This window comes from Arthrobacter stackebrandtii (genome assembly GCF_017876675.1).
GTDB classification, from domain to species: Bacteria; Actinomycetota; Actinomycetes; order Actinomycetales; family Micrococcaceae; genus Specibacter; species Specibacter stackebrandtii.
Window position 1 is genome coordinate 3333723 of sequence record NZ_JAGIOI010000001.1, and the last position, 23850, is coordinate 3357572.

A 23850-nucleotide genomic window follows, 5' to 3' on the forward strand; every position below is an offset into this window, starting at 1 on the left:
CTGGGGGTGCGCGGGGCTGGGCTGGGTTGGGCGGGGGGCAGAATATAGGGCATGAGAAATTACGGAACGGGACGAGAGTACGGCAGGACGGCGCGCTACGAATCGTACCGCCACCGATTGTTGGCTGAAGCCGAGGGAACAGGGCGGCTCAGCGCGGTTGACCAACGCGCCGCCGAGGGCGACCAGGAACTTATCACGAAGCACCTGATGACCGGCGAGTACGACGTTCTGCTGGACGACGGACAGTTGGAACAGTGGCCGGCGGCCCTGGGCCGGCTGTCGGAAGCCGTTTCCGAGGAAATCTTCTACCAAGGAAAGATCGACGGTCGCGTGTTGCGCCGCCAAGTTGGTTTGCAGTTGCAGTTGAAATTTGGGCTCAGGCCGCATGCAGATTTAGGGAGCCGGGACTATCTGCGTTTCCGGGATTACATTCAGGCCTGTGGTGAGTTGGGAGATCTTGGTTGGTGGCGGGACCACAGGGCCGCAAACGTAGGAAAGGCAATGGCTGTCTTCCGTTCGGAACGGGGGTCGCGGACGCTCAGCCTGCATTGGAAACTGCAGCACATGCATGCCACGTTCTTGGTTGGCGGCCGAGGGGTGCCCTCGCGAGCCGTTCTCTTTACGCTCTCCACGCAAGGTGCCTTGGTGGCGGTTGACGGGCCGCTTCCTGACGGCTTTGCTCTCAGCCGGAACGAATGGGATGCGTTGGGGCGCATTCTGGTGGCGATGGTCGGGTTGCAGACTGATTTTCAACAGCAGGCCTATCAAATGGCCATGGACAAAAGCCATTGAGCAAGTGGCCGCCAACATAGGAACCGCAGGGCCTGCGGGAATCGTATAGGTTGCTCCTCCAACAGTTCGGCGCTGCGCATTCTCAGGTCACCGCGGACCTCGACGTGGAACACGAAAAGATACTCCCATCCCAGCTCAACTCGCCGGTTAAGGAGTGGCCGGGATGTTCTGCGGTTGCGAAGAAGAGTTCGTTGACAGTGCCGTACCCACAGCATAAGTTCAGAGAACTGCACTCTCGCCGACCCTAAGGCTGGAATCATGCGCACCAGGACCATCCCCTGTCTACTGGCACTCAGTTCACTTCTTTTGGCGGGCTGCGGCGGGGAGGCTCCGATTGCATCCACCACGGATTCTCCCAGCACCCAGAAAGCCTTGTCCGAGACGGTGTCACCCGAGACCGTGCCATCCCCCGAAGCGCCTGCGGCGGCGGACATACGGGTGGTGGACCTGGGGGCGGCGGAGTGGCTCTATTCAGCCGGAGGCTTTGATCTTCCTGTAGCGGTAAAGCTGGCGGGAGGAACGGCAACAGCCGAAGTCGACGGCCTCCCCGTCACTTACACCCTGGGAGAGGTGAGTTATGGAGATGTCGATGCGGACGGCGATGACGACGCGGTGGCACGCATCGACCGTGCACAGGACATGGGCTTTGAAGGCCTCTGGTACGTATGGCTTGCCGAAGGTGAAACGGCGGTTCAGCTGAAATATCCCATTGCCCGGACCAGCCGGTGCGGCACCTACGTGGAGTCCGTCGTCGTTGGTGCAGGTGCGGTCGACCTCACCGAATATCATCGGATTCCGGGACTCGACGATGCCATACCGTGTTCTGATCCTGGGACGGGCTTGAAACAGCGCACGATTGCAGTCCACGCCGAAGCCGAGGAGGCGTGGCCGGTCCAGACAGCACCACTTCCCGCATGGGGTGGGCTCTGTTCGGGGCCCAAATGGCCGGATTCGGCACCCGGACTGGTCGGTTTGTTGGCAGCCCCTGCCGACAACGCTCCGGTTGTTGCAGGTCCATCACCCGATGGTGGTGCCATTTTCGAGCAGAAGGACGCCCCGCTCACGCAACGGAACGGCTGGGCGCTGGTTGGATTCCGCATCTTTGGTGTCGAATCGGATCTTGGCGGTGCCGACATGTCCTGCGCCTGGGCACGGAACTGATACGGCGCCGGGATTGCGGGCGCCACCGGTGATACGGCGTCGGGTTGGTGGGGAAGTCAGCCGGTGAGGTCGTCCAGCTCTACACCCGTCAGGACAGTCGCCGGGTGCGGGCCGGCCGCCACGAGCGACTGCGCCCAACCCTCAGGCCACGGCGTGTTCTTGCCCATCAGAATGATGTTGCCGGGATAACGACGACTAAATAGCATGCTCGTGCCATATGCCGCCACGCTGTCCATGGCCTCCTGCAGTGCCTTCGTCTGGCTCGTGACCAGCGTGAAGCCGGGCTCGTCGCCCACGTTGACCGCCAGGATTCCTCCCGGTGCCAGCACCGCCGCGGCCTCGCGATAAAAGTCCGCGCAGGCCAGGTGTGCCGGCGCTTCTGGCCCGCTGAAAATGTCCAGGATGACCACGTCGAACTTTAGTCCGTCGGGAAGCGCCGCCAGTTCCTCGCGGGCGTCGCCAACATGGCTGGTCAGGTCGGTGCCCGCGGGAAGCGGCAGCTGCTCCAGCACAAAGTCCAGCAGTTCACGCTCCAGCTCCACGGCGTGCTGCACGGAACCGGGCCGGGTGGCCTGAATGTAGCGGGCCAGGGTCAGCGCCCCGGCGCCCAGGTGCAGTGCCGTGACCGGCTCGCCGGCGGGCTTGAGAAGATCGATCGCATTGGCAATGCGGCGCAGGTACTCGTAGAACACCTCCTGCGGCTCGGCCAGGTTCACGTGTGACTGCTCGGCATTGTCGATGCTCAGGACAAAGGCGTTGGCGTGCCAAGGATCAGGTTCGATGGTTGCGTGGACGCCGCTGGTCCGCAGGTAGCGGCTGCGCACCGCCATTAGAGCCTGCCCTGAAGCGTGGCGAGGCGTTCTGCGGCCTGCTCCAGCAGTGGCACCTGCTTGCAGAACGCGAAGCGCAGCAGCGAGCGGGTGCGCCGGGCGCCGTCGGGATGGCAAAACACCGGCACCGGTATGGCCGCCACGCCCACCAGTTCGGGCAGGCGGCGGGCCAGCGCAGTGGCGTCGGTGATGCCCAGTGCGGAGGTGTCGGCGTTGATGAAGTAGGTGCCCTGCGGCAGGTAGACGTCCATGCCCGCGGCGCGCAGGCCGTCGGCGAGGATGTCGCGCTTGTGAGCCAGGGTGTTGGCGGCGTCGGTGAAGAAGGAGTCGTCCATCCGCAGGCCGGCGGCGATGGCGCTCTGGAACGGCGTTCCGGAGGAGTAGCTCAGGAACTGCTTGACGGTGCGTGCGGCGGCCACGAGCTCCGCCGGGCCCGACAGCCAGCCGATCTTCCAGCCTGTGAAGGAGAACGTCTTCCCGGCCGAGGAAATGGTGAGCGTGCGGTCCGCGGCGCCCGGAAGCGTGGCCACGGGTATGTGCCGGGGACCAAACGTGAGGTGCTCGTAGACCTCATCGGTGAGGATGACGGCGTCGTACTTGATGGCGAGGCGTACCACCTCGGCGAGCACCTCCACCGGGAACATGGCGCCCGTGGGGTTGTGCGGGTTGTTGATGATGACCATTTTGGTGCGCGGGCTAAAGCTCTCCTCGAGCGTGGCCAGGTCCGGCATGAAGTCCGGCGCCAGCAGCGCGGCGGTGGTGTGCGTGGCGCCGGTGAGGCCGATCATGGCGCCGTAGGAGTCGTAGAACGGCTCGAAGGTGAGGACCTCATCGCCCGGGCCGGTCAGTGCCAGGACCGCGGCGGCGATGGCTTCGGTGGCGCCGGTGGTGATGATGACCTCGTGTTCCGGGTCCAGCTCGAGGCCGTAAAAGCGCTGCTGGTGCTCGGCCACGGCCTGGCGCAGGTCAAGGATGCCCTTGCCCGGCGCGTACTGGTTGTTCCCGCTGGCGATGGCCTCCCGGGCGAGGCGGCTGAGCTCGGCCGGGCCGTCCTCGTCGGGGAAGCCCTGGCCCAGGTTGATGGCCCCGTGGCGGCCCGCGAGGGTGGTGATCTCCTCGAAGATGGTCACGCCGAGGGATCCGTCGGGGCCCAACAGGTTGGCGCCTTGCGCGGTACGGTGCCAGGGCGTGCTCATGGTTGCTCCTTATGTAGTGCGGGTTCCCCCGCAACGTTACCGGCGAAGGCGCCCCCACCCCAACGCCTGCCGGCCGGTGGCCCGGAAACACGGGGCAAAACGGGCCGCGGTGGTGGCAACGGTGCATGGAAGTCGGTACATTCATGGGTATGCGACGCGCCGTATGCCCCGGATCCTTTGACCCCATCCACAAGGGCCACATTGAGGTGATCGCCCGCGCTTCGGCCCTCTTCGACGAGGTCATCGTCGCCGTCTCCACCAACTACGCCAAGAACTACCGCTTTACGCTCAACGAGCGCCTCGACATGGCCCGCACCACGTTCTCGGCGCTGTCCGGCATTGTGGTGGAACCCATGGGGGAGGGCCTGCTCTCCGACTACTGCCACGCCCGCGGTGCCTCCGCCATCGTGAAGGGCCTGCGCTCCTCCTCGGACTTCGACTACGAACTCCCCATGGCCACCATGAACCGCCAGCTCTCCGGCGTCGAAACCGTGTTCCTGCCCGGCGACAGCCGCTACCTGCACCTCTCCTCCACGCTCATCAAGGAGGTCCACACGCTCGGCGGCGACGTGGCCGACTACGTCCCCCGCGCCGTCCTGCGCCGCCTCCAGGGCGATGTTGGCCCCGACACCCGCCCCGTCACGATCGTCCCGCCCAGGCAGTAGACCGGCGCTCCGGTCAGGCGTGCCCCGGATGCTGAGGTGTGGCCCCGGATGGTGAGGCACGACGCCGGACAGTCACCTTTGCGCATTTGGCCCTCCTTTTGCAGGCCTGCTTTGTGTATGCGCAAGAGTCGGGTGGCAGCACGCGCACAGGCAAAGTTCTTTGGCGTATGCGCCGGGTTTGGGATCAACGTTGCGCATGTCCCAATCTGACTTTGCGTATGCGCATGGTCGCCCGGTCAATAGTGCGCCAGTCGAAGAGCTGCGCCACTTAGGGGCCCGTATCGTGCGCACGGCCAAAGTGTGTTTGCCTATGCGCATGGTCCGGCAGTAATGGTGCGCATAGGCTGCATTTGGCGCACGTGCCCTATTTTCCGGCTCAGACTCAGGATCGGCATATGGATCCGGCAGGGGAGTGCTGCTGGGATCCAACACGGTTCCCGACAGCGGGGCGTAGGCAAAAAAGCTGCCGCCATCCTCCCTTACGAATGCCTCGAGCCGCGCCAGTTCCGCCTCCTCGCGTCCCGTAATGCCGTGGAATGCGATCGCAGCAGCGGTGGTATCCCGGCCAAAGCTGCCATAGCCCGTTCCCGGTTCCCTGGTGTCGGTGTGAACAAGAAGGACGTGGCTAAACGCCATGCCAACCACAATCCGCTCGATGTCCCCGTTGCCTGTTTGCCAGTCCGATACGTAAACAGGAATGATCAAGATGACTGAATATGCCGCAGGCGGCGTCCGGAAGGCAGCCCTGAACGGGCCGGCGCAACACGCCAAACCCAGCCATCCGGCGTCGTGCAATACGGCGTGAAGCAGGGCAAACGGCAGCACCGCAGGCCTGAGAGTTACATCACGCCGCCAGGTTCGCCGCAACGGGCGGGGCTGTCGTAGACTGGATAAGGCCAATTTGGTCTGGTTCGCCCCGTTTTGATGCCCGCGTAATTTCGGGCTAAGATGGTGCGTCGGTCATATGTTTTTACAGGAGTTCTCATTAGCGAAACCACGTTGGGCAGCAAGTCCAACCATGGCACGCCCCTCACCATTGGTGTCAGGGAGCTTGGGCGAAGCCCGGGCAGCATGTGGAAGTTCCAGGAACGTGTACCTGTGCCGGAGGATTTTGGCACCCCGCTCATCAGCGTGACGCCCGGAACCGATTTGGATCTGGAACTCCGCTTTGAGGCCGTCCATGAAGGAATTCTGGTGTCGGGCAATGTGCTTGTCGATGTGACAGGCCAGTGCTCCCGGTGCCTGGAGAACTTCGAGGATGACCTTGAAGTTGATGTGCAGGAACTTTTCTTCTACGAGGAGCCGTCCGCGGACCACCTTGCGGAAGAGGAAGATGAGCAACGTTGGGTCGAGCACGATTCTATCGATCTTGAACCGGTGTTGCGGGACGCAGTGGTAACCGCCCTGCCGTTCCAGCCGGTGTGCCGGGAAGACTGTGAGGGTCTGTGTTCCGAATGTGGAATACACCTTGCAGATGAGCCGGGGCACCATCACGAGGTAGTTGATCCTCGGTGGGCTGCCCTACAGGGCTTTACCGGCGAAGAAAACTAGCAAAAAAGTTTTACTTTCGGACATGAGTCCGTGAGTTATCGAGAGAAAAGAGTTTGCCGTGGCTGTTCCCAAGCGGAAGATGTCCCGTGCCAATACGCGCGCACGCCGTTCCCAGTGGAAGGCCACCGCGCCTGCTCTGGTCAAGACCATCGAAAACGGCCAGGTTGTTTACAGCCTCCCGCACCAGGCCAAGGTCGTCACCGACTCGGCCGGCACCGCGCTGTTCCTTGAATACAAGGGCCGCAAGGTAGCCGACGTCTAAAGACGTCCGTGCGGCCAACAGGTCCGTATCGATTCTGAATAATACTTAGCAGGAGTGGCCATGTCCGCAGATCTTCCATCACCGGAGCTCACGGACGGACACAAACTGCTTATGAAGCGTCTCGGTGTCAGTATTGATGCCGGGACGCTTCGTCTTGCCCTCACTCATCGCTCCTATGCGTATGAGAACGGCGGCATCCCCACCAACGAGCGCCTCGAGTTCCTCGGCGACTCCATCCTTGGCTTCTCCGTCACGGACGCCCTGTACCGCGACAACCCCACCCTTCCCGAGGGAGACCTGGCCAAGCGCCGCTCCTCCGTGGTCTCCACCCGCGCCCTCGCCTCGATCGCCCGTGACCTGGGCGTCGGCGAATTCATCTACCTCGGCCACGGCGAACGCATTACCAAGGGCCGCAACAAGTCCTCCATCCTGGCCGACACCATGGAAGCGCTCATCGGCGCCACGTACCTTACGCACGGCATCGAGACCGCCCGCGAGCTCGTGATGCGCCTGGTGGGGCCGCTCCTCGCGGATGCGGATGTCCTCGGCGCCGGCACCGACTGGAAGACCAACATCCAGGAAATCTCCGCCGCCCGCCACCTCGGCACCATCGTCTATGACATCACCGGCACCGGCCCCGACCACGCCCGCAGCTTTTCCGCCGCCTTGGTCATCGGCGGGCGCCACTACGGCACCGGCACCGGCCCCTCCAAGAAGGAGGCCGAGCGTTCTGCCGCGGCCGCCGGGTGGATTGAGCTGCAAAAGAAGTACGGCCCGGGTGAAGATGCGTCTGCGGCCACTGCTGCCAAGCACGACGGCGCGCCCTCCTCCGCGGCAGGCTCACCCGCCGTTTCTTCCGCGGCTTCCGGCGCGAACGCCGCCCGTTCCGGCGCCAAGCAAGCGAAGTAAATGCCCGAGCTGCCCGAAGTTGAGGTCGTTCGCCGCGGTCTTGAGCGCTGGGTTGCCGGACGCCGCATCTCTTCCGTCGCTGTGCCCGACCCCCGCTCCATCCGCCGCCACGCCCTGGGCGTTGAAGACTTTCGCGGCAACCTCGAAGGCGCCACGGTGAGTTCCGTGGTCCGCCGCGGCAAGTTCCTGTGGATGCCGCTGAGCGACTCGTCCCTGCCCGGTGCCGGCACGGACTCCGGGGATGCCGGCCCCGAAGCCGTCCCACACACGGCACTGGTGGCCCACCTTGGCATGAGCGGGCAGCTGCTGGTGGAATCGCCTGAACAGCCCCACGAAAAGCACCTCAAGGTGAGGCTGTCACTGGAACCCAGGGGCGATGAGCCCGAGGAACTGCGCTTCGTGGACCAGCGCATCTTCGGCGGCCTGTTCGTCACCTCCCTGCAACCCACCGCGGACCACATGCCGGGCGGGGCCGGCTCAGCATGGGACCTCATCCCGGACGAGGCCGCACACATTGGCCGGGACCCTCTGGACCCCCACTTCGACCTTGAAGCACTGCACCAGAAACTGCGGTCACGCAAAACTGGTTTGAAGCGTGCCTTGCTGGACCAGTCCCTGGTCTCCGGCATCGGCAACATCTACGCCGACGAGGCCCTGTGGGCGGCAAGGATGCACTACGCCCGCCCCACGGACACCATGCGCCGCCCGGACACCGAACGGATCATTCACGCCGCGCGCGACGTCATTGCCCGGGCCCTCGACGCCGGCGGCACCAGCTTCGACTCCCTGTACGTCAACGTCAACGGCGCCTCCGGCTACTTCGCCCGCTCGTTGAACGCATACGGCCGCGAAGGCGAGCCCTGCCCGCGCTGCGGAACCATGATCCGGCGGGACACTTTCATGAACCGCTCGTCCTACAGCTGCCCCGTCTGCCAGATGAAGCCGCGCAACGCACGGATGTAGTTGGCACGTTGTCCCTCGACATGCAGGGCGGTTGCCGAGTCCAGTGGAATCCCCGTTGAGGCATCCGACAGCGTCACGGCTGCGTAGAATGCCGGGCCGTGAAAGAGCCCATTTGCAGCCAGCCGCGTCAATGCGGAACGTCGGCAGGGTATTGGGGCCTTTCTTTAGCCCATCTTGAGGGTGCTCAGGTGCTCCCTGGCAAGCACGGCGGCTGCCGGTCCATCGCGGTCGGCGATCGCATCGACGATGCGGGTGTGTGCGTGCTGGTCAGCGTCGCTCCCGAATTCGCCTTGCAGGCGCAGAAGGTCGATCATCGCTTGGCGGCTGCGTGGGGTGAAGCTGTCGAACAGGTCGACAAGGATGGGGTTGTGCGCCGCGGCCACAATGGCACGGTGGAAGGCAATGTCTGCGTCAACGTGCGCTTCGATGTCGGATCGCGCAGCGTCGCGCTGGTCCCCCGCTCTCCTGATTGCACGCAGCTCGGTGGGGGATCGTCGCTCGGCTGCAAGCGCGGCGGCCTCGACCTCGATGGCGATGCGTGCCTCGATCACCGAGTTAATGTCGGCCTGCAGAAGTGCGGCACTCCAGTCTTCGACAATGTCCAGCGAGGCCACGAAGACGCCGGCACCTTGCCTGGTCGCCAGCACTCCTTGTCCTGCAAGGCTGCGGATGGCCTCACGCACCGTCGATCTGCCCACTCCGAGTTGGGGGCCGAGCGTGTTCTCGCCCGGGAGTTTCGATCCCAGCGGCCACTCGCCTGCGCGGACGCGCTCGAGAAGAAGGTCTGCTGCCTGCTCTGCCAGCGAGGTTCGTTTCACCTGTGCCATGAAGTCTCCACTTCGCTACTTGTCTGAGAAGTTGTGTATAGTCTACCGCATGCCTCAGCAACTCCTCCTTTGCTGCCGCAGCAGGTGCTGACCCGACCGGCGGGCCTGTTCGCGGTGTGACCTACCGTGCCGGTCTCCCCACCATTGCGTCCCGGATGCCTGTGGCCTTGTGCCGTGGGCACTCCCTGGCGCACGGCACCGAAAGAAGCCCATGAACACGTCCTTACCCCACACTCGAAATCGGTTGGGCCTTTGGGCCCTGACGGCAACCCACGCGGCAAACGACTTCTATACCGGCGCGGTCGCGGCGTTGCTGCCGTTCTTCGTGCTGCATGCACAGTACTCCTATGCGGCTGTTGCAGGGATCACGCTCGCTGCGACTGCATTGTCGAGCGTCGCCCAGCCGATGTTCGGATTTCTCAGCGACCGCTTCGGGATGCGCTGGATGAGCCTCGCCGGGCTGCTCGCGGCCGGTGCAGGCATCGCCCTCAGCGGCATCGTCGCCGACTCCTACGCCGCCGTTTGGGCCGTCGTGGCGATCTCGGGCATCGGTGTCGCTGCCTACCATCCGGCAGCGACGATGGAGGCCCGCGAGCTTGGCGGCGGCACCAGTGGTTCCATGAGCCTGTTCTCCGTGGGCGGGAACGTGGGTGTGGCGCTGGCCCCCTCTGCCGTGATCCTCGTGGTTGGCCTGTTCGGACTGTCCGGCTCAGCCCTGCTCATCATCCCTGCTGTGGTGCTCGGGGCGGTGTATGCCGTGGTCTCACGGCGGCACCTGTTCTCACGCGCAGCGCCCGTCGAGCGGGCGGCTGCCGCACCCAAGGCCTCCATCCCCGACGACTGGAGGGCTTTCACGTGGCTCACCGCCGTATTGGCCACCTGGTCTGTCGCCTACGTCGGCACCTCCACCTTCATCTCCCTGTACTCGATCCAGAAGTTCGACGTTGGCGCCGGTTTTGCCTCGATTGCGCTGTCCGTCTTTCCCGCTGCCGGTGCGGTCGGGACCCTCACCGGGGGCTGGCTCTCTGACCGCTTGGGGCGGCTGCGCGTCGTCCGCGCGGGATATCTGCTGGCGGCGGCGGCCACGGTCGCGATCGCATTTGCCCCTACGCCCGCGGCGGTCATCGCCGCGACGGCGGCCCTGGGGACAGGCTTGTTCCTGCCGTTCGCCGCGCAGATCACCCTGTCGCACTCCTATCTGCCGAACCGGATCGGCATGGCGAGCGGCGTCACCTTGGGACTGACCCTCTCGCTCGGAGGCCTGGTGAGTCCGCTGCTGGGATCCATCGCGGACCGGGCAAGCATCCAATCGGTCTTCATGATCGTCGCCGCACTCCTCATGGCGGGCTTCGCACTTTCGTTCGTCCTCAAGGAACGCCGGCCCGGCTCCCCGCAGATTCCCGAACCACAAATTCAGGCGACAGAACTGGACCGCATTCATGAATGACAGAGAAATCCTTCGCCTAGAGAACGTTGACTTCGTGCGAGAATCCCGGCAGATCCTCACAGACATCAACCTGACAGTGGCAGCGGGGGAGCGCTGGGCGCTGATCGGTCCCAATGGAGCCGGCAAGAGCACCATCCTGAGCATGTGTGGCGCGGTGAAACACCCCACGCGCGGCAGCGTGCACGTCCTCGGCCGCAAGCTCGGCCGTGTCGACATCCGGGAACTGCGAGAGTCCATCGGCCACGTCAATCCGCGCCACTCGCCGGGCTCCCCGCTCACCGCGCGCCAGGTCATTCTCACTGGTTCGACGGGCACGACCGAGCCCATGCCTCGCTGGAAGCCCGACGCCGCCACCCGGGCCCGGGCAGACGGGCTGATCGAGATGCTCGGAATCGCCGGGCTTGAGGCTGCAAGATGGCCGACACTGTCCCAAGGCGAACGAGGACGCGTTCTCATCGCGCGTGCACTGCTGCCCGACCCTCCGCTCCTGCTGCTGGACGAGCCCTCCACAGGACTCGATGTGGCGGCGCGCGAGAAGTTCCTGGCCACCATCGACGAGCTGCACCGGGCACGGCCAAGCCTCGCCACCATCCTGGTGACGCATCATCTGGAGGAGCTTCCGACGACAACGTCACATGCGATGCTGATCAAGGACGGCCGTCGACATGCGTCAGGGCTGGCCAGTGGGGTGCTGACGACTGAATTGGTGAGCGAATGCTTCGACCACCCGATCAAGATCGAGCACCGTGGCGGCCGCTGGCAGGCACGGGCGCATGTGGGCAACTGACGGGTTGGGTTTCAGTTTCCTGCTTCGTCGGCGGGCAGCACCGGCATGCACCCGTGGGGCAGGCCCGGCGCAGTAGGCGCATTGCGGGAAGGAAGGTGGAGTCAGCGGTTCCGGTAGTACTCGGCCAGGCGTTCCAGTCCCTGGTCCAGCGAAACGGACGGCGTCCAGTCGAGGACGGCCTGAGTGTGCCGCTGGTCGAACCAGTGGGCGGTGGACAACTGTTCGGCCAGGAAGCGGGTCATGGGCGGTTCGTCGTGCACCCAGCCTCGGGTGCCTGCAGCAGTCCACGCCTTCTCAATCACGGATCCGGCGCCGCGCGCCAGCCAGCCAGGCACGGAGTAGCCCGGCGCCGGGACACCTGCCGCGGAGCAGATGCCGGCAATCAGCTCGCCCACGGGCCGCGGCTCGCCGTTGGTCACCACGAGGGCCTGGCCGTGCGCGTGGTCCATGCGTTCGAGCCCGCGGACAATGGCCTCGGCCGCGTTGTCAACGTACGTGGTGTCAATGAGCGCCCGGCCACCGTCCAGCAGGGGAAGCCTGCCGGCCCGTGCCCTCTCCACCACTCGCTCCACGAGCTGGGTGTCGCCGGGGCCCCACACAATGTGCGGCCGGATGGCCGTGACACGGAAGGCGGGGGAGTCCTCGGCCAGGGCGATCTCTTCCGCCGCAGCCTTGGACCTGGCGTAGTGGCCGCGGGCCCGGTCGGGATCGGCCGTCCCCGCCTGTGCGCCCACAATGGAAGACCCAAAGTGCGCCACCGACGGCGAGGAGACAAAGACGAAGTCGCGCAGGCCCTCACGCTGGGCGGCCGTGATCAGCTGGCGGGTGCCCACGATGTTCGTTGCCACGAAATCGTCCCAGTCGCCGGTGAAGGACACCTTCGCCGCAAGATGCACGACGGCGTCCATGCCCGCCACCGCCTGTGCGGCAACGTCGGGGTCCACCACGGAGCCCTGGACTGATTCCCAGGGTGCCTCGACGGCCCCGCGCTGCAGCGTCCGCACCGTGTAGCCTCGGTCAAACAGCAGCTGCGCCACGGCCCGGCCCAGCATGCCGCTGGTTCCAGTCACGAGGACGCGGCGCGGTCCGGATCCCGCGGGAGCGGGGGGCACGGGCGCAGCGCCAGGTTCCCCGCTCACGGGCGCCCGGCCTTGTCGCCGGCAAGCATCCGGGCCGCCCAGCGGGACAGCGCCGCACGGTCGATCTTGGAGTTGTGCCGCACGTCCGTGGGCATGGTGTCAATCACCAGCACAGCCGAGAGCGGCAGGTCCACGCCGGCAGCGGAGACGGCAGCACGCACCGCCGCGGCCAGCCAAAACGGTGCCAGCCCGGAACGCCGTGCAGCAGGGACCGTCTCCACGATCGCCACTGCCGCCTGCGTCCCGGCGGGCCCGACGCCCACCACTGCGGCGCGGGCCACGGAGGGAAGCTGTTCGGCGGCCTGCTCGGCTGCCACCGGGGTCCGCACGCCGGAGGGGGTGGCCAGGATGTGCTCCATGCGCCCCTCAACCCACAGCCTGCCCCCGGCATCCAGGTGCCCGACGTCGCCCGTGCGGTGCCAGCCCGGAATGGAGATGCTGTGCTGCTCGGTGACCCACAGGCGGTCATAGCGGGCCTTGACATGCGGCGCACGCACCAGCACCTCGCCCGTCACGCCGGCATCAAACGAGGGCTGAAGCGCCACGGATCCGTCGGCCGCCACCGGCGCAATCGCCACGGTGGCACCGCTGACGGGCCGCCCCACGCACACGCCGTTGCCCGCGCCCGCGGCACGGATGCCCGGCAGGTCGATGTCCGTCACCGGCAGCGCCTCGGTCATGCCGTACGGGGTGTGCAGGGCGGCGTTCGGAGCCAGCGCTTGGACCTTTTCCAGCAGCGGGATGCCCAGCGGCGCCCCAGCCGAGAGGACAAGTTCGACGGCGGCCAGCGCCTTGGCCTGTCCAGCGGACAGTTGCGCTGCGGTCGCCACAACGTTGACGAGCGCGGCCGGCGAGGCAAACACCACGGTGGCGTCGATCGCGGCGGCGGCCGCCGCCAGCGCGGAAGCCGTCAGTGTGCGGGGCGCGGTGACATCCATGTCCGGGGTGACGGTGGTTGCGCCCAGGGCGGGGCCCAGCAGCGCAAACGGGGCAAAGCCCGCAACCAGCGAGGTCCCGGCGGCCAGGTTGTACGTGGCCTTGAGCGTGTCCCGCATCGCCGCGAGCTTCCGGTTGGTGTACACCACGCCCTTGGCCGGACCGGTGGAGCCGGAGGTGAACAGCACGGCGGCATCGGCGTCGGCATCCGGTGCGGTGAAGGAGGCGGCATGCCCGGCCAGGCGCATGACGCGTCCGTTGGCCATGAGCTGCGGGACCGTGGCGGCACAGCCCAGCAGCGCCATCCTGGCCGAGGCAGTGGACGGGGTGAAGTCCTCAGCAGCAATCTTCACTCCGGGCCAGCTGTACAGCCGGGCCCCCGCCAGGGCGCGTTCGATCCCCACCAGGAAGTCGGGGCGGGCGCCCTTGATGGCGCGGCTCATGCCCTTGGTGCCCAGCCCGGCGTCGGCCACAACAATCACGGCGCCCAGGCGCAGGCAGGCATAAATCAGGGTGGTCAGGTTGATGCCCGGGGGCACCAGCAGGCTGACCCGGTGCCCGGCGCGCACGCCGAGGTCGGCCAGGCCGGCGGCGAGGTCGTCCACGTCAACGGCCAGCTGCGCCCAGGACAGCTCGCGGGTGCGGCCGTCCGGCAGCATGTCCACGATCGCCGTGCCGGTGTCGCCGCGGCGGGCATCCACCTCGGCCAGCATGGGGACGTATGAACCAGCGTCCGGGGCAGCGTCCGAGGTGGACCCGCTGCCGGCATCCGGGCCGTCGGCACGGCGGGCAACGTTGCGCCCCAGCCACTCAAACGTGGGCGCGGCAATGTCCCGGTCCTCCTGGACCAGGTGGCTTGCACCCTCAAAACGGTGCACGTCGGCGTGCGGCAGCCGGGTGATGAGGTCGTTGAGGTAGCGGTCCGAGAACACGGGGTCCTTGGGCCCCCACATCATCAGCGCAGGCACCTCCAGGCTGCGGATGCCCTCCGCCACTCCCTCCAGCGCTTCCCACGACGGGTGTCCCGGGGCCGCCGGAATGTCGGCCACAAAGTTGCCCACGCCGGCACGCCGCTCCACGGAGCGGTAGGGGGCCATGAAGGCCTTGGCCACGTCGTCCGCCAAGGCGGGCTGCGCCAAACCGTGCGTCACCTTCAAAAAGGCGGGGGTCGTCGTCGTGCCCCATTGGTGCACGGCCGGGTGCAGGGCCAGCTTCAGGGCCGGCGGCAGCGCATGGCCGGCCGGGTGGACGGCCGTGTTGGTGAGCACGACGGCGGCCAGCTGGCTTGGGTGCGCCAGGGCCCAGCCGAGGGAGATGACCCCGCCCCAGTCGTGGCCCACGCTGACCACCGGGCCGGTGAGGCCCAGCTCGGCGGTGAAGTCGGAGAGGTCGGTGATGCGGTCGGGCAGGCGGCGGAAGGTTCCGGTCCGTTCGGAGAAGCCCATGTCCAGCTGGTCCACGGCGATGACGCGCCACGGTCCGCCGCCGGCGATGGCTGCGGGGGAGGTGGCGCCGGCCAGGAGCGTGCGCCACAGGTAGGACCAGGTGGGGTTGCCGTGCACGCACAGCAGGGTGCCCGCAGGTTCCATGCCGGTGGCGGCGACGTCGGACTCATTGTCCAGGTAGTGCCACTGGCGCAGGGTGCCGGGGGCGTCAACGGAGGCGGTGGACGGGACGGAGAGGGTGCGGCGCCACTGCGCGTCAACACCGGGCCAGGGCGTGGCAGTGTCCTGCGAAAGCACTGCTACCACGCAATTTCCATCATCGCGGTGTTCAGCCCGGAACCCACGCCCATGCACAGCACGCGGTCGCCGGGGCTCAGGGTCTGGGCTTCCTGCGCCAGCGTCATGGGCAGGGATGCCGGCCCCACGTTGCCCCACTTGGGGAACGTGATCGGGACCCGACCCTTGACCAGGTTGACCGCCTTGATGATGGCGTTGGTATAGGAATTCGAGACCTGGTGGGTGACGTAGCGGTCCATGGAGCGCCAGTTCCAGCCGTCGGTGTGGGCCTCATGCCAGGCGTTGGTGACAAGTTCCAGGCCGTTGTCCAGCAGGCCCTTGGTGTCTGTGAACATGCCGTCCGGACCGCCCACGCACAACTCGTGGTGTTCGGTGCCGGCACGTGAGACGCCGCCCAGAATGCGGTGCCCGCCGGGGTGCTTGTCAGCCGGGCCCATGACGGCCGCGGCGGCGCCGGAGCCCAGGGTCAGGGTGGCAAACTCGCGCAGGTAGTCGTCGCGCGTGGACGTCTCGGCGTTGAGCCGGTTGAACGTGGTTTCCTGCGTGGCCTGGGCGTCCTCGCCGGCCACGATCAGGGCGTACTGGATCTGACCGGAGTCGATCATGTTCGCGGCCAGCGTCATGCCGTTGACGAATCCGAGGCACGCGTTGGCCACGTCAAAGTTCATGGCGGAAGACGGCAGGCCCAGCCCGTTGTGCACCTTGACGGCGACGGACGGCTCCAGGTTGCGGCGCGTCACGGACGTGTTGATGAGCAGGCCCACCTGGCCGGCCTCGATCCCGGCCTCGGCCAGCGCCTTGGCACCGGCCTCAATGGCAGCGTCGTCAAAGGACGTTCCCGGCGCCCACCAGCGGCGCTCCTCCACGCCGGCCACGCGCTCCAGAAGGCGCTTGGACAGGCGGAGCCGTTTCAGGCTGGGTGCGAGGCGGGCATCAAAGTCACTGGACTTGACCACCACGGGGGCTTCCACGCTTGAGACAGCGAGCAAGGCGGTGTTGTGGTGACGAAACGTAGCGTTGCCGATCAAGTTCCAGCCTTTTTCTTGAGGTATTGTGCAAGTCATTGGGCACCGGAAAACCGGCACCCCTGCCTTGAAATACGCGGAAACAGCCTAAAACGGTCCCCCGCGGTTCAAGACCCACCCTTAACTATGCACCTTGTACCGCTGATCGTGCACATACGCCACAGTGCATATGCCCACATCCGCACCGCTCGCCCGCAGGCAATTCACGGTAGATTGGCTACTTGAGAAACAGCCCGCCGCAGGAGAAGAAACCAGTTTGCATCTAAAGAGCCTGTCCGTGCGCGGATTCAAGTCCTTCGCCTCGGCCACCACTTTCGACTTTGAGCCGGGCGTCACCGCGGTGGTGGGCCCCAACGGCTCCGGCAAGTCCAACGTGGTGGACGCCCTCGCCTGGGTCATGGGCGAGCAGGGCGCCAAGACGCTCCGCGGCGGCAAAATGGAGGACGTCATCTTCGCGGGCACCGCCGGGCGCCCCGCCCTGGGCCGCGCCCACGTGGCCCTGACCATTGACAATGCCGACGGCGCCCTGCCGATCGAATACTCCGAGGTCACCATCTCCCGCACGCTGTTCCGCGCAGGCGGTTCAGAGTACGCCATCAACGGCACTTCCTGCCGGCTCCTGGACATCCAGGAACTGCTCTCCGACTCCGGCCTGGGCCGGGAAATGCACGTCATCGTGGGCCAGGGCCAGCTGGACAAGGTGCTGCACGCCACCCCGGAGGACCGCCGCGGCTTCATTGAGGAGGCCGCAGGCATCCTCAAGCACCGCCGCCGCAAGGAAAAAACGCTGCGCAAGCTGGACGCCATGGGTGCCAACCTGGCCCGGCTCACCGACCTGACCGGGGAGATCCGCCGCCAGCTGACCCCGCTGGGCAAGCAGGCCGCCGTGGCCCGCCGCGCCCAGGCCGTCCAATTCGACGTCCGCGACGCCCGCGCCCGCCTGCTGGCCGATGAAATCGTGACCCTCTCCACCGCCGTCGAGCGGGACGAGGCGGCGGAACTGGCCCTCAAGCGCCGGCGCGAGGAGGTGGATGCGTCGCTGCAGGCGGGCCGGACCCGCCAGGCCGACCTGGAACAGGCGGCGGCCGCGGCCACCCCCGTCCTCAACGCCGCCCGCGACAACTGGTACCAGCTCAACGCCGCCCGCGAAAAGTTCAAGGCCCTGGGCGTGCTCGCCGCTGAACGCCAACGCCACCTGGGCAGCACCGACGACGTCCCCGACCCCAGCCGCGACCCGGACCGGCTGGCCCAGCAGGCCGCACGGCTCCGTGCCGAGGAAGCCGAGCTGGACCTGGCGCTGGAGGAAAAGCGGTACGGGCTCGAGACGGCCATGGAGATCAAGGATGACGCCGAGGCCGCCGTCCGTGACGAGGAACAGCGGGTCCGCGAGCAGATGCGCGCCACGGCCGACCGCCGCGAGGGCCTGGCCCGGCTGGCGGGCAAGGTGGCCTCGGCCCGGTCGCGGGTGGAGTCGGCGGAGGCCGAGATTGGACGCCTGCACCAGAGCCGGGCCGCCGGAGCCGACCGGCACAGCGCCGCGGCCGAGGAATTTGCCGCGCTGGAGTCGCAGGTGGCCGGAATCGAGGCCGGCGAGCAGCGCCTCGACGCCGGCTACGAGGAGGCCGCCGCCGCCCTTGCGGAGGTTGATGCGGCGCTCGAGGCCGCCTCGGCGGCACAACTGGCCGCCGAGCGGGAGCGCGATTCACTGACCGCCCGCCGCGACGCCCTCGCCACCGGCCTGCTCCGCAAGGACGCCGGCGCACACCTGCTCGATGCCCGCCCCGACGGCGTCATGGCCTCCATGGCCCAGCTCGTCCAGGTGGCCCCCGGCCACGAAACCGCCGTCGCCGCCGCACTGCACGCCGCGGCCGAGGGCGTGGCCGTCACCGACTTTCCCTCCGCCCTCGCCGCGCTGGAACTCATCAAGGAGCACGACGGCGGACGGGTCACCCTGGTCCTGGCCGGCGCCGGCGCCGGGGCTGCTGCGCCGGACGGCGCCGCAGGAACGGGCAGTGCCGGGCCGGCAGCTGCCGGCCCCCGGGACGCCGCCGGGCTGGCGTCATTGCAGCAGGCCGCGCAAGCTGCGGCGTGCGCGGTGCCAGGTGCCGCCGTCGCCCGTTCACAGGTGACCGGGCCGGAGGAGCTGGGGGACACCCTCGATGCACTCCTGGCCGGCGTCGTGCTGGTGCCGGATGCCGCTGCCGCACAGGATGTCCTGGCCCGCGGTGCGCAGCTGACCGCAGTGACGGCTGCCGGCGACGTTTTCACACAGTGGTGGGTGCAGGGCGGCTCGGCCGTGGCGCCGTCGCTGCTGGAGCTGCAGGCCGCCGTGGACGAGACCGAGGCCGCCCTGGCAGAGGCCGTGGCGCGCGGCGAACAGCAGCGCTTTGCCGTGGCAGGGCTCCAGGCCCGGCGCGGCCCGTTGGCACAGGAGGAAGAGGACGCCCTCGCCGCGCTGCACGAGTCCGACGCCCGGCTGGCGGCCGTGGCGGAGCGACTCGGCACCCTGGGCGCCACGCTGCGCTCCGCAGCGGGGGAGTCGGAGCGGCACGCCCAGTCGGTCGAGGCGGCCACCGCCAACCTGGGGCGCGAACAGGCGGCTCTCGAGGAGGTGGCTGGGAGGCTGGCCAAGGCGCAGGAGGCGCCGGCCGACCTCGAGCCTTCCATGGACGAGCGCGACGCACTGTCCGCTGCGGCCGTGGCGGCGCGGGCCGTCGAAATGGAGACGCGGCTGGCACTGCGCAGCACCGAGGAGGCGCTGAACACGGCGCGGACCCGGGCGGCGGCGCTGGAGCGGGCGGCCGCCACGGAGAAGCTGGCACGGGAACAGGCGGCGCAGCGGGCCAGGCGCCGGCTGTTCCAGGCGAAGAAGGCGGCCGCCGTGGCGCTGGCTGTGGAGCACATTCTGGTCCATGTCGAGGCGTCGATCGAGCTGGCCGAGCATGTCCGCGACGAGGCGGAGGAGCAGCGGGCGGGGCGCGAGGTGGAACTCATGGCGGTCCGCGGAGAGACAGCGGAGGCCGAGAAGGAACTGGCGCGGCTGACCGATTCCGTGCACCGGGACGAGATGGCCCGCACCGCCCAGAAGCTGCGCATTGAGACGCTGGAGAACAAGTCGATCGAGGAGCTGGGGCTCAGCGTCGACCACCTTCTTAAGGAGTACGGCCCTGACACGCTGGTGCCGCTGGGGCCGGGCGAGGTCACGGACAAGTGGGCTGCGCTGCGCGTGGCGGTGGACGAGTCCGGCGAGGAAGTCCGCGAGGGCACGCCGTTTGTGCGCGAGGAGCAGGAAAAGCGGCTCAAGCGCGCCGAACGCGACCTCGCCGCACTGGGCAAGGTCAACCCCCTCGCCCTGGAGGAATTTGCCGCGCTCGAGGAACGCCATCAGTTCCTGTCCTCGCAGCTTGAGGACCTCAAGGCCAGCCGCAAGGACCTGCTGGAGATCATCAAGGAGGTGGACCAGCGGGTGGAGGAGGTGTTCACGGCCGCCTACGCCGACACCGCCGCCCAGTTTGAACGCGTCTTTGGCCGCCTGTTCCCGGGCGGCGAGGGCCGGCTGGTCCTGACCGACCCCTCCGACATGCTGACCACCGGCATCGAGGTCGAGGCGCGCCCGGCCGGGAAGAAGATCAAGCGGCTTTCGCTGCTTTCCGGCGGCGAGCGGTCGCTGACTGCCGTGGCCCTGCTCGTGGCCATCTTCAAGGCCAGGCCCTCGCCGTTCTACGTCATGGACGAGGTGGAGGCGGCGCTGGATGACACCAACCTGGGCCGGCTCATCACCATCTTCGAGGAGCTGCGCGAATCCAGCCAGCTGATCATCATCACCCACCAGAAGCGCACCATGGAAGTGGCCGACGCCCTGTACGGGGTGTCCATGCGGGGCGACGGCGTCTCCACCGTCATCAGCCAGCGCCTGGACCGCGTCGCAAGCGTCTAGCAACGCCCTCCCCGACGCCGCATCAGATAATTCGGGTGGGGGCAGATAATTCCGGGCCGGGGGCAGATATCGTAATCCGCCCCCTGTCTACCTGGGGCGGATTACGATATCTGCCCCCGGCGTGAGTGGCGGGTGTGCGGAACGGCAGCAGATCGCAACTTCTGCCCCCGTCACTGAAAATGTGCCGTCACCCGCCCCGCGCGCCGTCACCCACCCCCCGCACCGCCCAAGGCGCCGGGACAGCGGAGGCCGGTACCGCCATCGTGCTTAAAAACCAACCCCGCAGTTGTGGTTGCAAAATCAGCCGCAACGGCCTGTTTGCAACCACAACCGCGGGGTCGGCTGGAAAAGCAGGAAGGCTACTTCCGGCGGGCGGCCTCACGGCTGCGCCAGTAGGCCTCGATTTCCTCGAGCGACTTGCCGGATGTCTCGGGCACGCGGCGGATCACGTAGAAGAACGCAATGGCGGAGAGCAGGGCGAACACCAGGAACACCAGCGGGCCGAACTTCTCCATGGCGGACGGGAAGGCCTGGGCGAAGATGGCGTTGAAGAGGTACTGGGTGAAGGTGATGACGCCCATGCCGATGGCACGCATGCGCAGGGGCAGCGCCTCGGGGACGTAGAGCCAGAAGACGGGGCCCAAGCCAAAGCCGAAGGAGAAGGTGTAGGCGAAAACGGCCGCGATGGTCAGGTAGCCGGACTCCGGGAACATCCACAGCACCACCATGGACACGGCCTGGCCTGCCATGCTGATGGCGAGCATTTTCACGCGGCCCAGCTTGTCGATCAGGGGCAGGGACGCGGCGGTGGAGACCACCAGGGCAATGCCCACGCCGTAGTTGGCGACCATGCCGGGGTTGGAGCCCAGCGAGGGGACGTCGGCGAAGATGATGGGTGCGTAGTAGACCACGGCGTTGATGCCCGTGAACACCTGGAAGAACGTCAGGATGAACAGCACTGACATGGCCGGGCGGGCCGACTTGAACAGGGCCGAGATGCCGGCTTCCTGCTGCTTGAGGCTGTTCTCGATGTCCTGGACTTCGGCGTTGGCGATCTCGTCCGTGGCGCGCAACTTGCGCAGCACCTTCAGTGCCTCGTCGTGGCGGCCGCGCATGATCAGCCAGCGCGGGCTCGGCGGGCTCAGCAGCATGCCCACGAAGAAGATGACGGCCGGGATGACACCGGCGCCGAGGATCCAGTTCCATGCCCCGGCGTCGTGCAGGGCGTCGCCCACAATGTAGGCGCACAGGATGCCCACGTTGACGGAGAGCTGGTACAGGGCGGTCAGCAGGCCGCGGATGCGGGTGGGCGCCAGCTCGGAGAGATAGATCAGCCCGAACATGTTGGCGATGCCCACGGCCAGGCCCAGGAAGAACCGGGCAAACATGAGCAGCGGGATGTCGGTGGCGAACAGGCAGATCAGCGAGCCGACGATGAAGATGACTGCCGCAACCAGCAGCAGGTGCCGGCGGTCGTAGCGCTTCGCGGCAAGCGTGGAGCCGATGATGGCCGGCAGGGCGCCCCACAGCAGGAGCGAGGTGATCAGGCCCTGGGCCCCGGCGTCGATGCCGAAGTCGTTGATCAGCAGCGGCAGTGCGCCGGAGATCGCCCCGGAATCGTAGCCGTACAGGAGGCCGGAGAAGCCTGCCAGGATGGCGATCAGGATGACCACCCGGGGGATGGCTTCGGTGCTGTGGTCACGCGGCTTTGTGACCTCGTTGGTGCTTTGCGTCATTGCTTCCAATTTCTGTGGCTGTTCTTGGTCAGCAAGCAGCACGGATGGGTGCGGCTGGCTGGGGCTACGGTGCCCGGGCGGCACTCCGGTGCCGGTTGGCGCGCAGTGCGTGACTGCGCCGGGCGGAGGTGCCCATGATCCATGGCTGATGCGCGTCTTCCGCGGCCGACGGCGTGCCGGTGTCCTCTGCGGAGCGGCGCCATTCGTGACCAGGACGTGCGGAACAGGGCCGACACTCGGTCACCTGGCAATTCCGGCCCTGGCAGCTGGATGTTTAGTGATTTCAGTCTAGACATCGGATGCATTAAGTGCCAACCGACACATTCCGGCGCATGGAACTGTTGTTCAGCTCACAAACATCTGATGTTATGCGTGTTGGTGCCGCGGCCACCCTTCCTGAAGCACGACGGCGCGTGCCCGGCTTTCGGCGTCCGGCCCACCCGCTGCCGGCCTGCTTTCGGATGTGCCCGCTCGATGCCTCGTTGGATACCTGCGGGCTGCGATGGCGTTGGGGAAAATTCAGCCATTGCTGCGATGGCGTCGAAGACGGAAGAGGGGAGAGGGAAGGGGGAAAGAGGGGAGGCGGGAAGAGGGGTGCCTGCTAGTGCAGGAGGTGCCGGGTGTCCTTGGCCGGCAGCCAGAACAGGAAGCTGAGGAAGGCAACGGCGGTTGCCATCAGGAATGCTGGCCCGTAGGAGAAGGCGTCGACCAGGAATCCGGCGGCAATGGGTCCGATGATGGCGCCAAAGTCCGAGGACATTTGGAAGGTGGCCAGGACCTTGCCGCCGGAACGGTCGTTGCCGATGACATCGGCCACTGCCGCCTGCTGGCCCGGCCCCATGAGGCCGCTGCCAAATCCGGCAATCGCGGAGACCAGGAAGAACCAGAATTCATTGCCGGTGAAGCCCAGCACGCCCATGGCGATGCCGTTGACCGCCAGGCCGGAGAGGATCATGGGCTTGCGCCCCCAGGTGTCGGCCAGCTTGCCGGAGAACGTCAGGGCCATGCCCGTTCCGACAGCGAACACCGCCAGCGAAATTCCCGCCACCTCCGGCCCGGCGCCGAGTGCGGCAGTGGCAAAGAGGGGAACCAGGGCCATGCGGATGCCAAACGCCGACCAGCCGTTGGCGAAACCGGAGGTCAGCACGGCCCTGTAGGCGGGGATGCCCAGTGCCTGGCGCAACGGCAGGGCATCCTTTTTCGCGGCGGGTGCGCCGGCCCCGCCGGCAGCTGAACCGGCAACACCGGATCCGGCGACAGGCTTCACGGCATGCAGCTGGGTGGCAACAAGCAGCGCCACCAGCACCAGGGCGCCGGCGTAGACGAGGAACGGCAGCTGCATGCCAAATCCGGCCAGCAGCCCGCCCACGGCGGGGCCGGCGATGTTGCCCAACAGGAAGGATCCGGCGTACAGGCTGGAGATGCGGCCCCGGGCCTCCGGCGGGGCCAGCCGGATGAGCAGGCCCATGGCGGCGACGGTGAACATGGTGGAGCCGATCCCGCCCAGGCCACGGTAGATCAGCAGCTGCCAATAGTCCTGGGCAAAGGCGCAGGCGGCGGAGGAGGCGGCGACGATCAGGATGCCCAGGATGTAGGTCCGGCGCTCGCCCATGCGCTCCACGAGCACGCCGCTCAGCGGGGCAAACACCAGCCGGGTGAACGCGAAGGCGCTGACCACCACGGCCGCGGCGGTCACGCTGACGTCGAAACTCTGGGCGAACTGCGGCAGCACGGGCGCCACGATGCCGAAGCCGATCGCGATCAGGAAGGCGGCGGCAATGAGCACCTTGATCTCACGCGGCAGCTTCACGGGTGCCGGATCAATGGCTTTCTTGGGGGCGGGGCTGGTCATGGGCATCAGCTAAGAGTTTGTCACATGCGCGCAAAACGGGCCCGGCCCGGCCCGTGGACCCGGCCCCGGCCGCCCCACATGAGAGACTGGGGG

At 67.2% G+C, this 23850-nt stretch carries 19 protein-coding genes; 10 read left to right on the forward strand and 9 right to left on the reverse strand.

All coding sequences use genetic code 11. The annotated features are described in order from the left end of the window. Window positions 1–51: 51 nt before the first annotated feature. Both JOF48_RS14495 and JOF48_RS14500 read left to right on the forward strand, forming a co-directional pair. Window positions 52–792, forward strand: a complete 741-nt coding sequence (locus tag JOF48_RS14495) for a hypothetical protein (protein WP_209681792.1) — start codon at window positions 52–54, stop codon at window positions 790–792. A 258-nt stretch (window positions 793–1050) separates the two neighbouring features. Further along, window positions 1051–1953 carry a hypothetical protein gene (locus JOF48_RS14500; RefSeq protein WP_209681793.1) on the forward strand — a complete coding sequence of 301 codons (903 nt, stop codon included), beginning with the start codon at window positions 1051–1053 and terminating at the stop codon, window positions 1951–1953. 56 nt (window positions 1954–2009) lie between these two features. Here the strand turns inward: JOF48_RS14500 and JOF48_RS14505 are convergent, their stop codons facing one another. Then, on the reverse strand, window positions 2010–2783 hold the full coding sequence (locus JOF48_RS14505) for a spermidine synthase (protein WP_209681796.1): 774 nt from the start codon (window positions 2781–2783) through the stop codon (window positions 2010–2012). After that, window positions 2783–3979, reverse strand: a complete 1197-nt coding sequence (locus tag JOF48_RS14510; RefSeq protein WP_209681797.1) for an aminotransferase class I/II-fold pyridoxal phosphate-dependent enzyme — start codon at window positions 3977–3979, stop codon at window positions 2783–2785. Before JOF48_RS14510 ends, JOF48_RS14505 begins: the two co-directional genes overlap by 1 nt. Before the next feature lie 149 nt (window positions 3980–4128). Between JOF48_RS14510 and coaD the strand changes: the two genes are divergently transcribed. Continuing rightward, a complete protein-coding gene (coaD, locus tag JOF48_RS14515; RefSeq protein ID WP_209681799.1) occupies window positions 4129–4644 on the forward strand; it encodes a pantetheine-phosphate adenylyltransferase in 516 nt (171 codons plus the stop codon). Window positions 4645–4716: 72 nt separating this feature from the next. Here coaD and JOF48_RS14520 read toward each other — a convergent pair whose 3' ends face one another. Further along, window positions 4717–5349 carry a hypothetical protein gene (locus JOF48_RS14520; protein WP_209681800.1) on the reverse strand — a complete coding sequence of 211 codons (633 nt, stop codon included), beginning with the start codon at window positions 5347–5349 and terminating at the stop codon, window positions 4717–4719. Between the two features lie 366 nt (window positions 5350–5715). On the opposite strand from JOF48_RS14520, the gene JOF48_RS14525 reads away from it, so the two are divergent. Genes JOF48_RS14525 through mutM form a run of 4 tightly spaced genes read left to right on the forward strand, consistent with a single transcriptional unit; the run spans window position 5716 to window position 8329 of the window. Next, on the forward strand, window positions 5716–6195 hold the full coding sequence (locus JOF48_RS14525; protein WP_245346986.1) for a YceD family protein: 480 nt from the start codon (window positions 5716–5718) through the stop codon (window positions 6193–6195). 58 nt (window positions 6196–6253) lie between these two features. Beyond that, on the forward strand, window positions 6254–6457 hold the full coding sequence (rpmF, locus tag JOF48_RS14530; RefSeq protein WP_044579357.1) for a 50S ribosomal protein L32: 204 nt from the start codon (window positions 6254–6256) through the stop codon (window positions 6455–6457). A 60-nt stretch (window positions 6458–6517) separates the two neighbouring features. Then, window positions 6518–7366 carry a ribonuclease III gene (rnc, locus tag JOF48_RS14535; protein ID WP_209681804.1) on the forward strand — a complete coding sequence of 283 codons (849 nt, stop codon included), beginning with the start codon at window positions 6518–6520 and terminating at the stop codon, window positions 7364–7366. Continuing rightward, a complete protein-coding gene (mutM, locus tag JOF48_RS14540; protein WP_209681806.1) occupies window positions 7367–8329 on the forward strand; it encodes a bifunctional DNA-formamidopyrimidine glycosylase/DNA-(apurinic or apyrimidinic site) lyase in 963 nt (320 codons plus the stop codon). Window positions 8330–8493: 164 nt separating this feature from the next. Here mutM and JOF48_RS14545 read toward each other — a convergent pair whose 3' ends face one another. Beyond that, window positions 8494–9156 (reverse strand): FadR/GntR family transcriptional regulator, encoded by a 663-nt coding sequence (locus tag JOF48_RS14545; RefSeq protein ID WP_209681807.1) that lies wholly within the window; start codon window positions 9154–9156, stop codon window positions 8494–8496. Window positions 9157–9400: 244 nt separating this feature from the next. Between JOF48_RS14545 and JOF48_RS14550 the strand changes: the two genes are divergently transcribed. Together JOF48_RS14550 and JOF48_RS14555 are read left to right on the forward strand one after the other, a co-directional pair. Next, window positions 9401–10603, forward strand: coding sequence for an MFS transporter (locus JOF48_RS14550; protein ID WP_209681809.1), 1203 nt, complete (start codon window positions 9401–9403; stop codon window positions 10601–10603). Continuing rightward, window positions 10596–11390 (forward strand): ABC transporter ATP-binding protein, encoded by a 795-nt coding sequence (locus JOF48_RS14555; RefSeq protein ID WP_209681811.1) that lies wholly within the window; start codon window positions 10596–10598, stop codon window positions 11388–11390. The genes JOF48_RS14550 and JOF48_RS14555 overlap by 8 nt, the downstream gene beginning before the upstream one ends. 101 nt (window positions 11391–11491) lie before the next feature. Here JOF48_RS14555 and JOF48_RS14560 read toward each other — a convergent pair whose 3' ends face one another. The 3 genes from JOF48_RS14560 to JOF48_RS14570 are packed head-to-tail and all read right to left on the reverse strand — an operon-like array spanning window position 11492 to window position 16235. Next, window positions 11492–12529, reverse strand: a complete 1038-nt coding sequence (locus JOF48_RS14560; protein WP_342591253.1) for an NAD-dependent epimerase/dehydratase family protein — start codon at window positions 12527–12529, stop codon at window positions 11492–11494. Further along, entirely contained in the window at window positions 12526–15216 is a 2691-nt protein-coding gene (locus JOF48_RS14565) for an alpha/beta fold hydrolase (protein WP_342591254.1), read from the reverse strand. The genes JOF48_RS14560 and JOF48_RS14565 overlap by 4 nt, the downstream gene beginning before the upstream one ends. Then, complete coding sequence (locus tag JOF48_RS14570) at window positions 15210–16235, reverse strand: 3-oxoacyl-ACP synthase III (RefSeq protein ID WP_209681813.1); 1026 nt, start codon at window positions 16233–16235, stop codon at window positions 15210–15212. The genes JOF48_RS14565 and JOF48_RS14570 overlap by 7 nt, the downstream gene beginning before the upstream one ends. Window positions 16236–16488: 253 nt before the next feature. Here JOF48_RS14570 and JOF48_RS14575 point away from each other — a divergent pair, with 253 nt between their 5' ends. Then, on the forward strand, window positions 16489–20169 hold the full coding sequence (locus JOF48_RS14575) for an AAA family ATPase (RefSeq protein ID WP_209681814.1): 3681 nt from the start codon (window positions 16489–16491) through the stop codon (window positions 20167–20169). Between the two features lie 359 nt (window positions 20170–20528). On the opposite strand, the gene JOF48_RS14580 is transcribed toward JOF48_RS14575, so the two are convergent. Together JOF48_RS14580 and JOF48_RS14585 are read right to left on the reverse strand one after the other, a co-directional pair. After that, window positions 20529–21905, reverse strand: a complete 1377-nt coding sequence (locus JOF48_RS14580; protein ID WP_209681815.1) for a sugar porter family MFS transporter — start codon at window positions 21903–21905, stop codon at window positions 20529–20531. Window positions 21906–22506: 601 nt separating this feature from the next. Then, window positions 22507–23757, reverse strand: coding sequence for an MFS transporter (locus JOF48_RS14585; RefSeq protein ID WP_209681816.1), 1251 nt, complete (start codon window positions 23755–23757; stop codon window positions 22507–22509). Window positions 23758–23850: the final 93 nt, after the last annotated feature.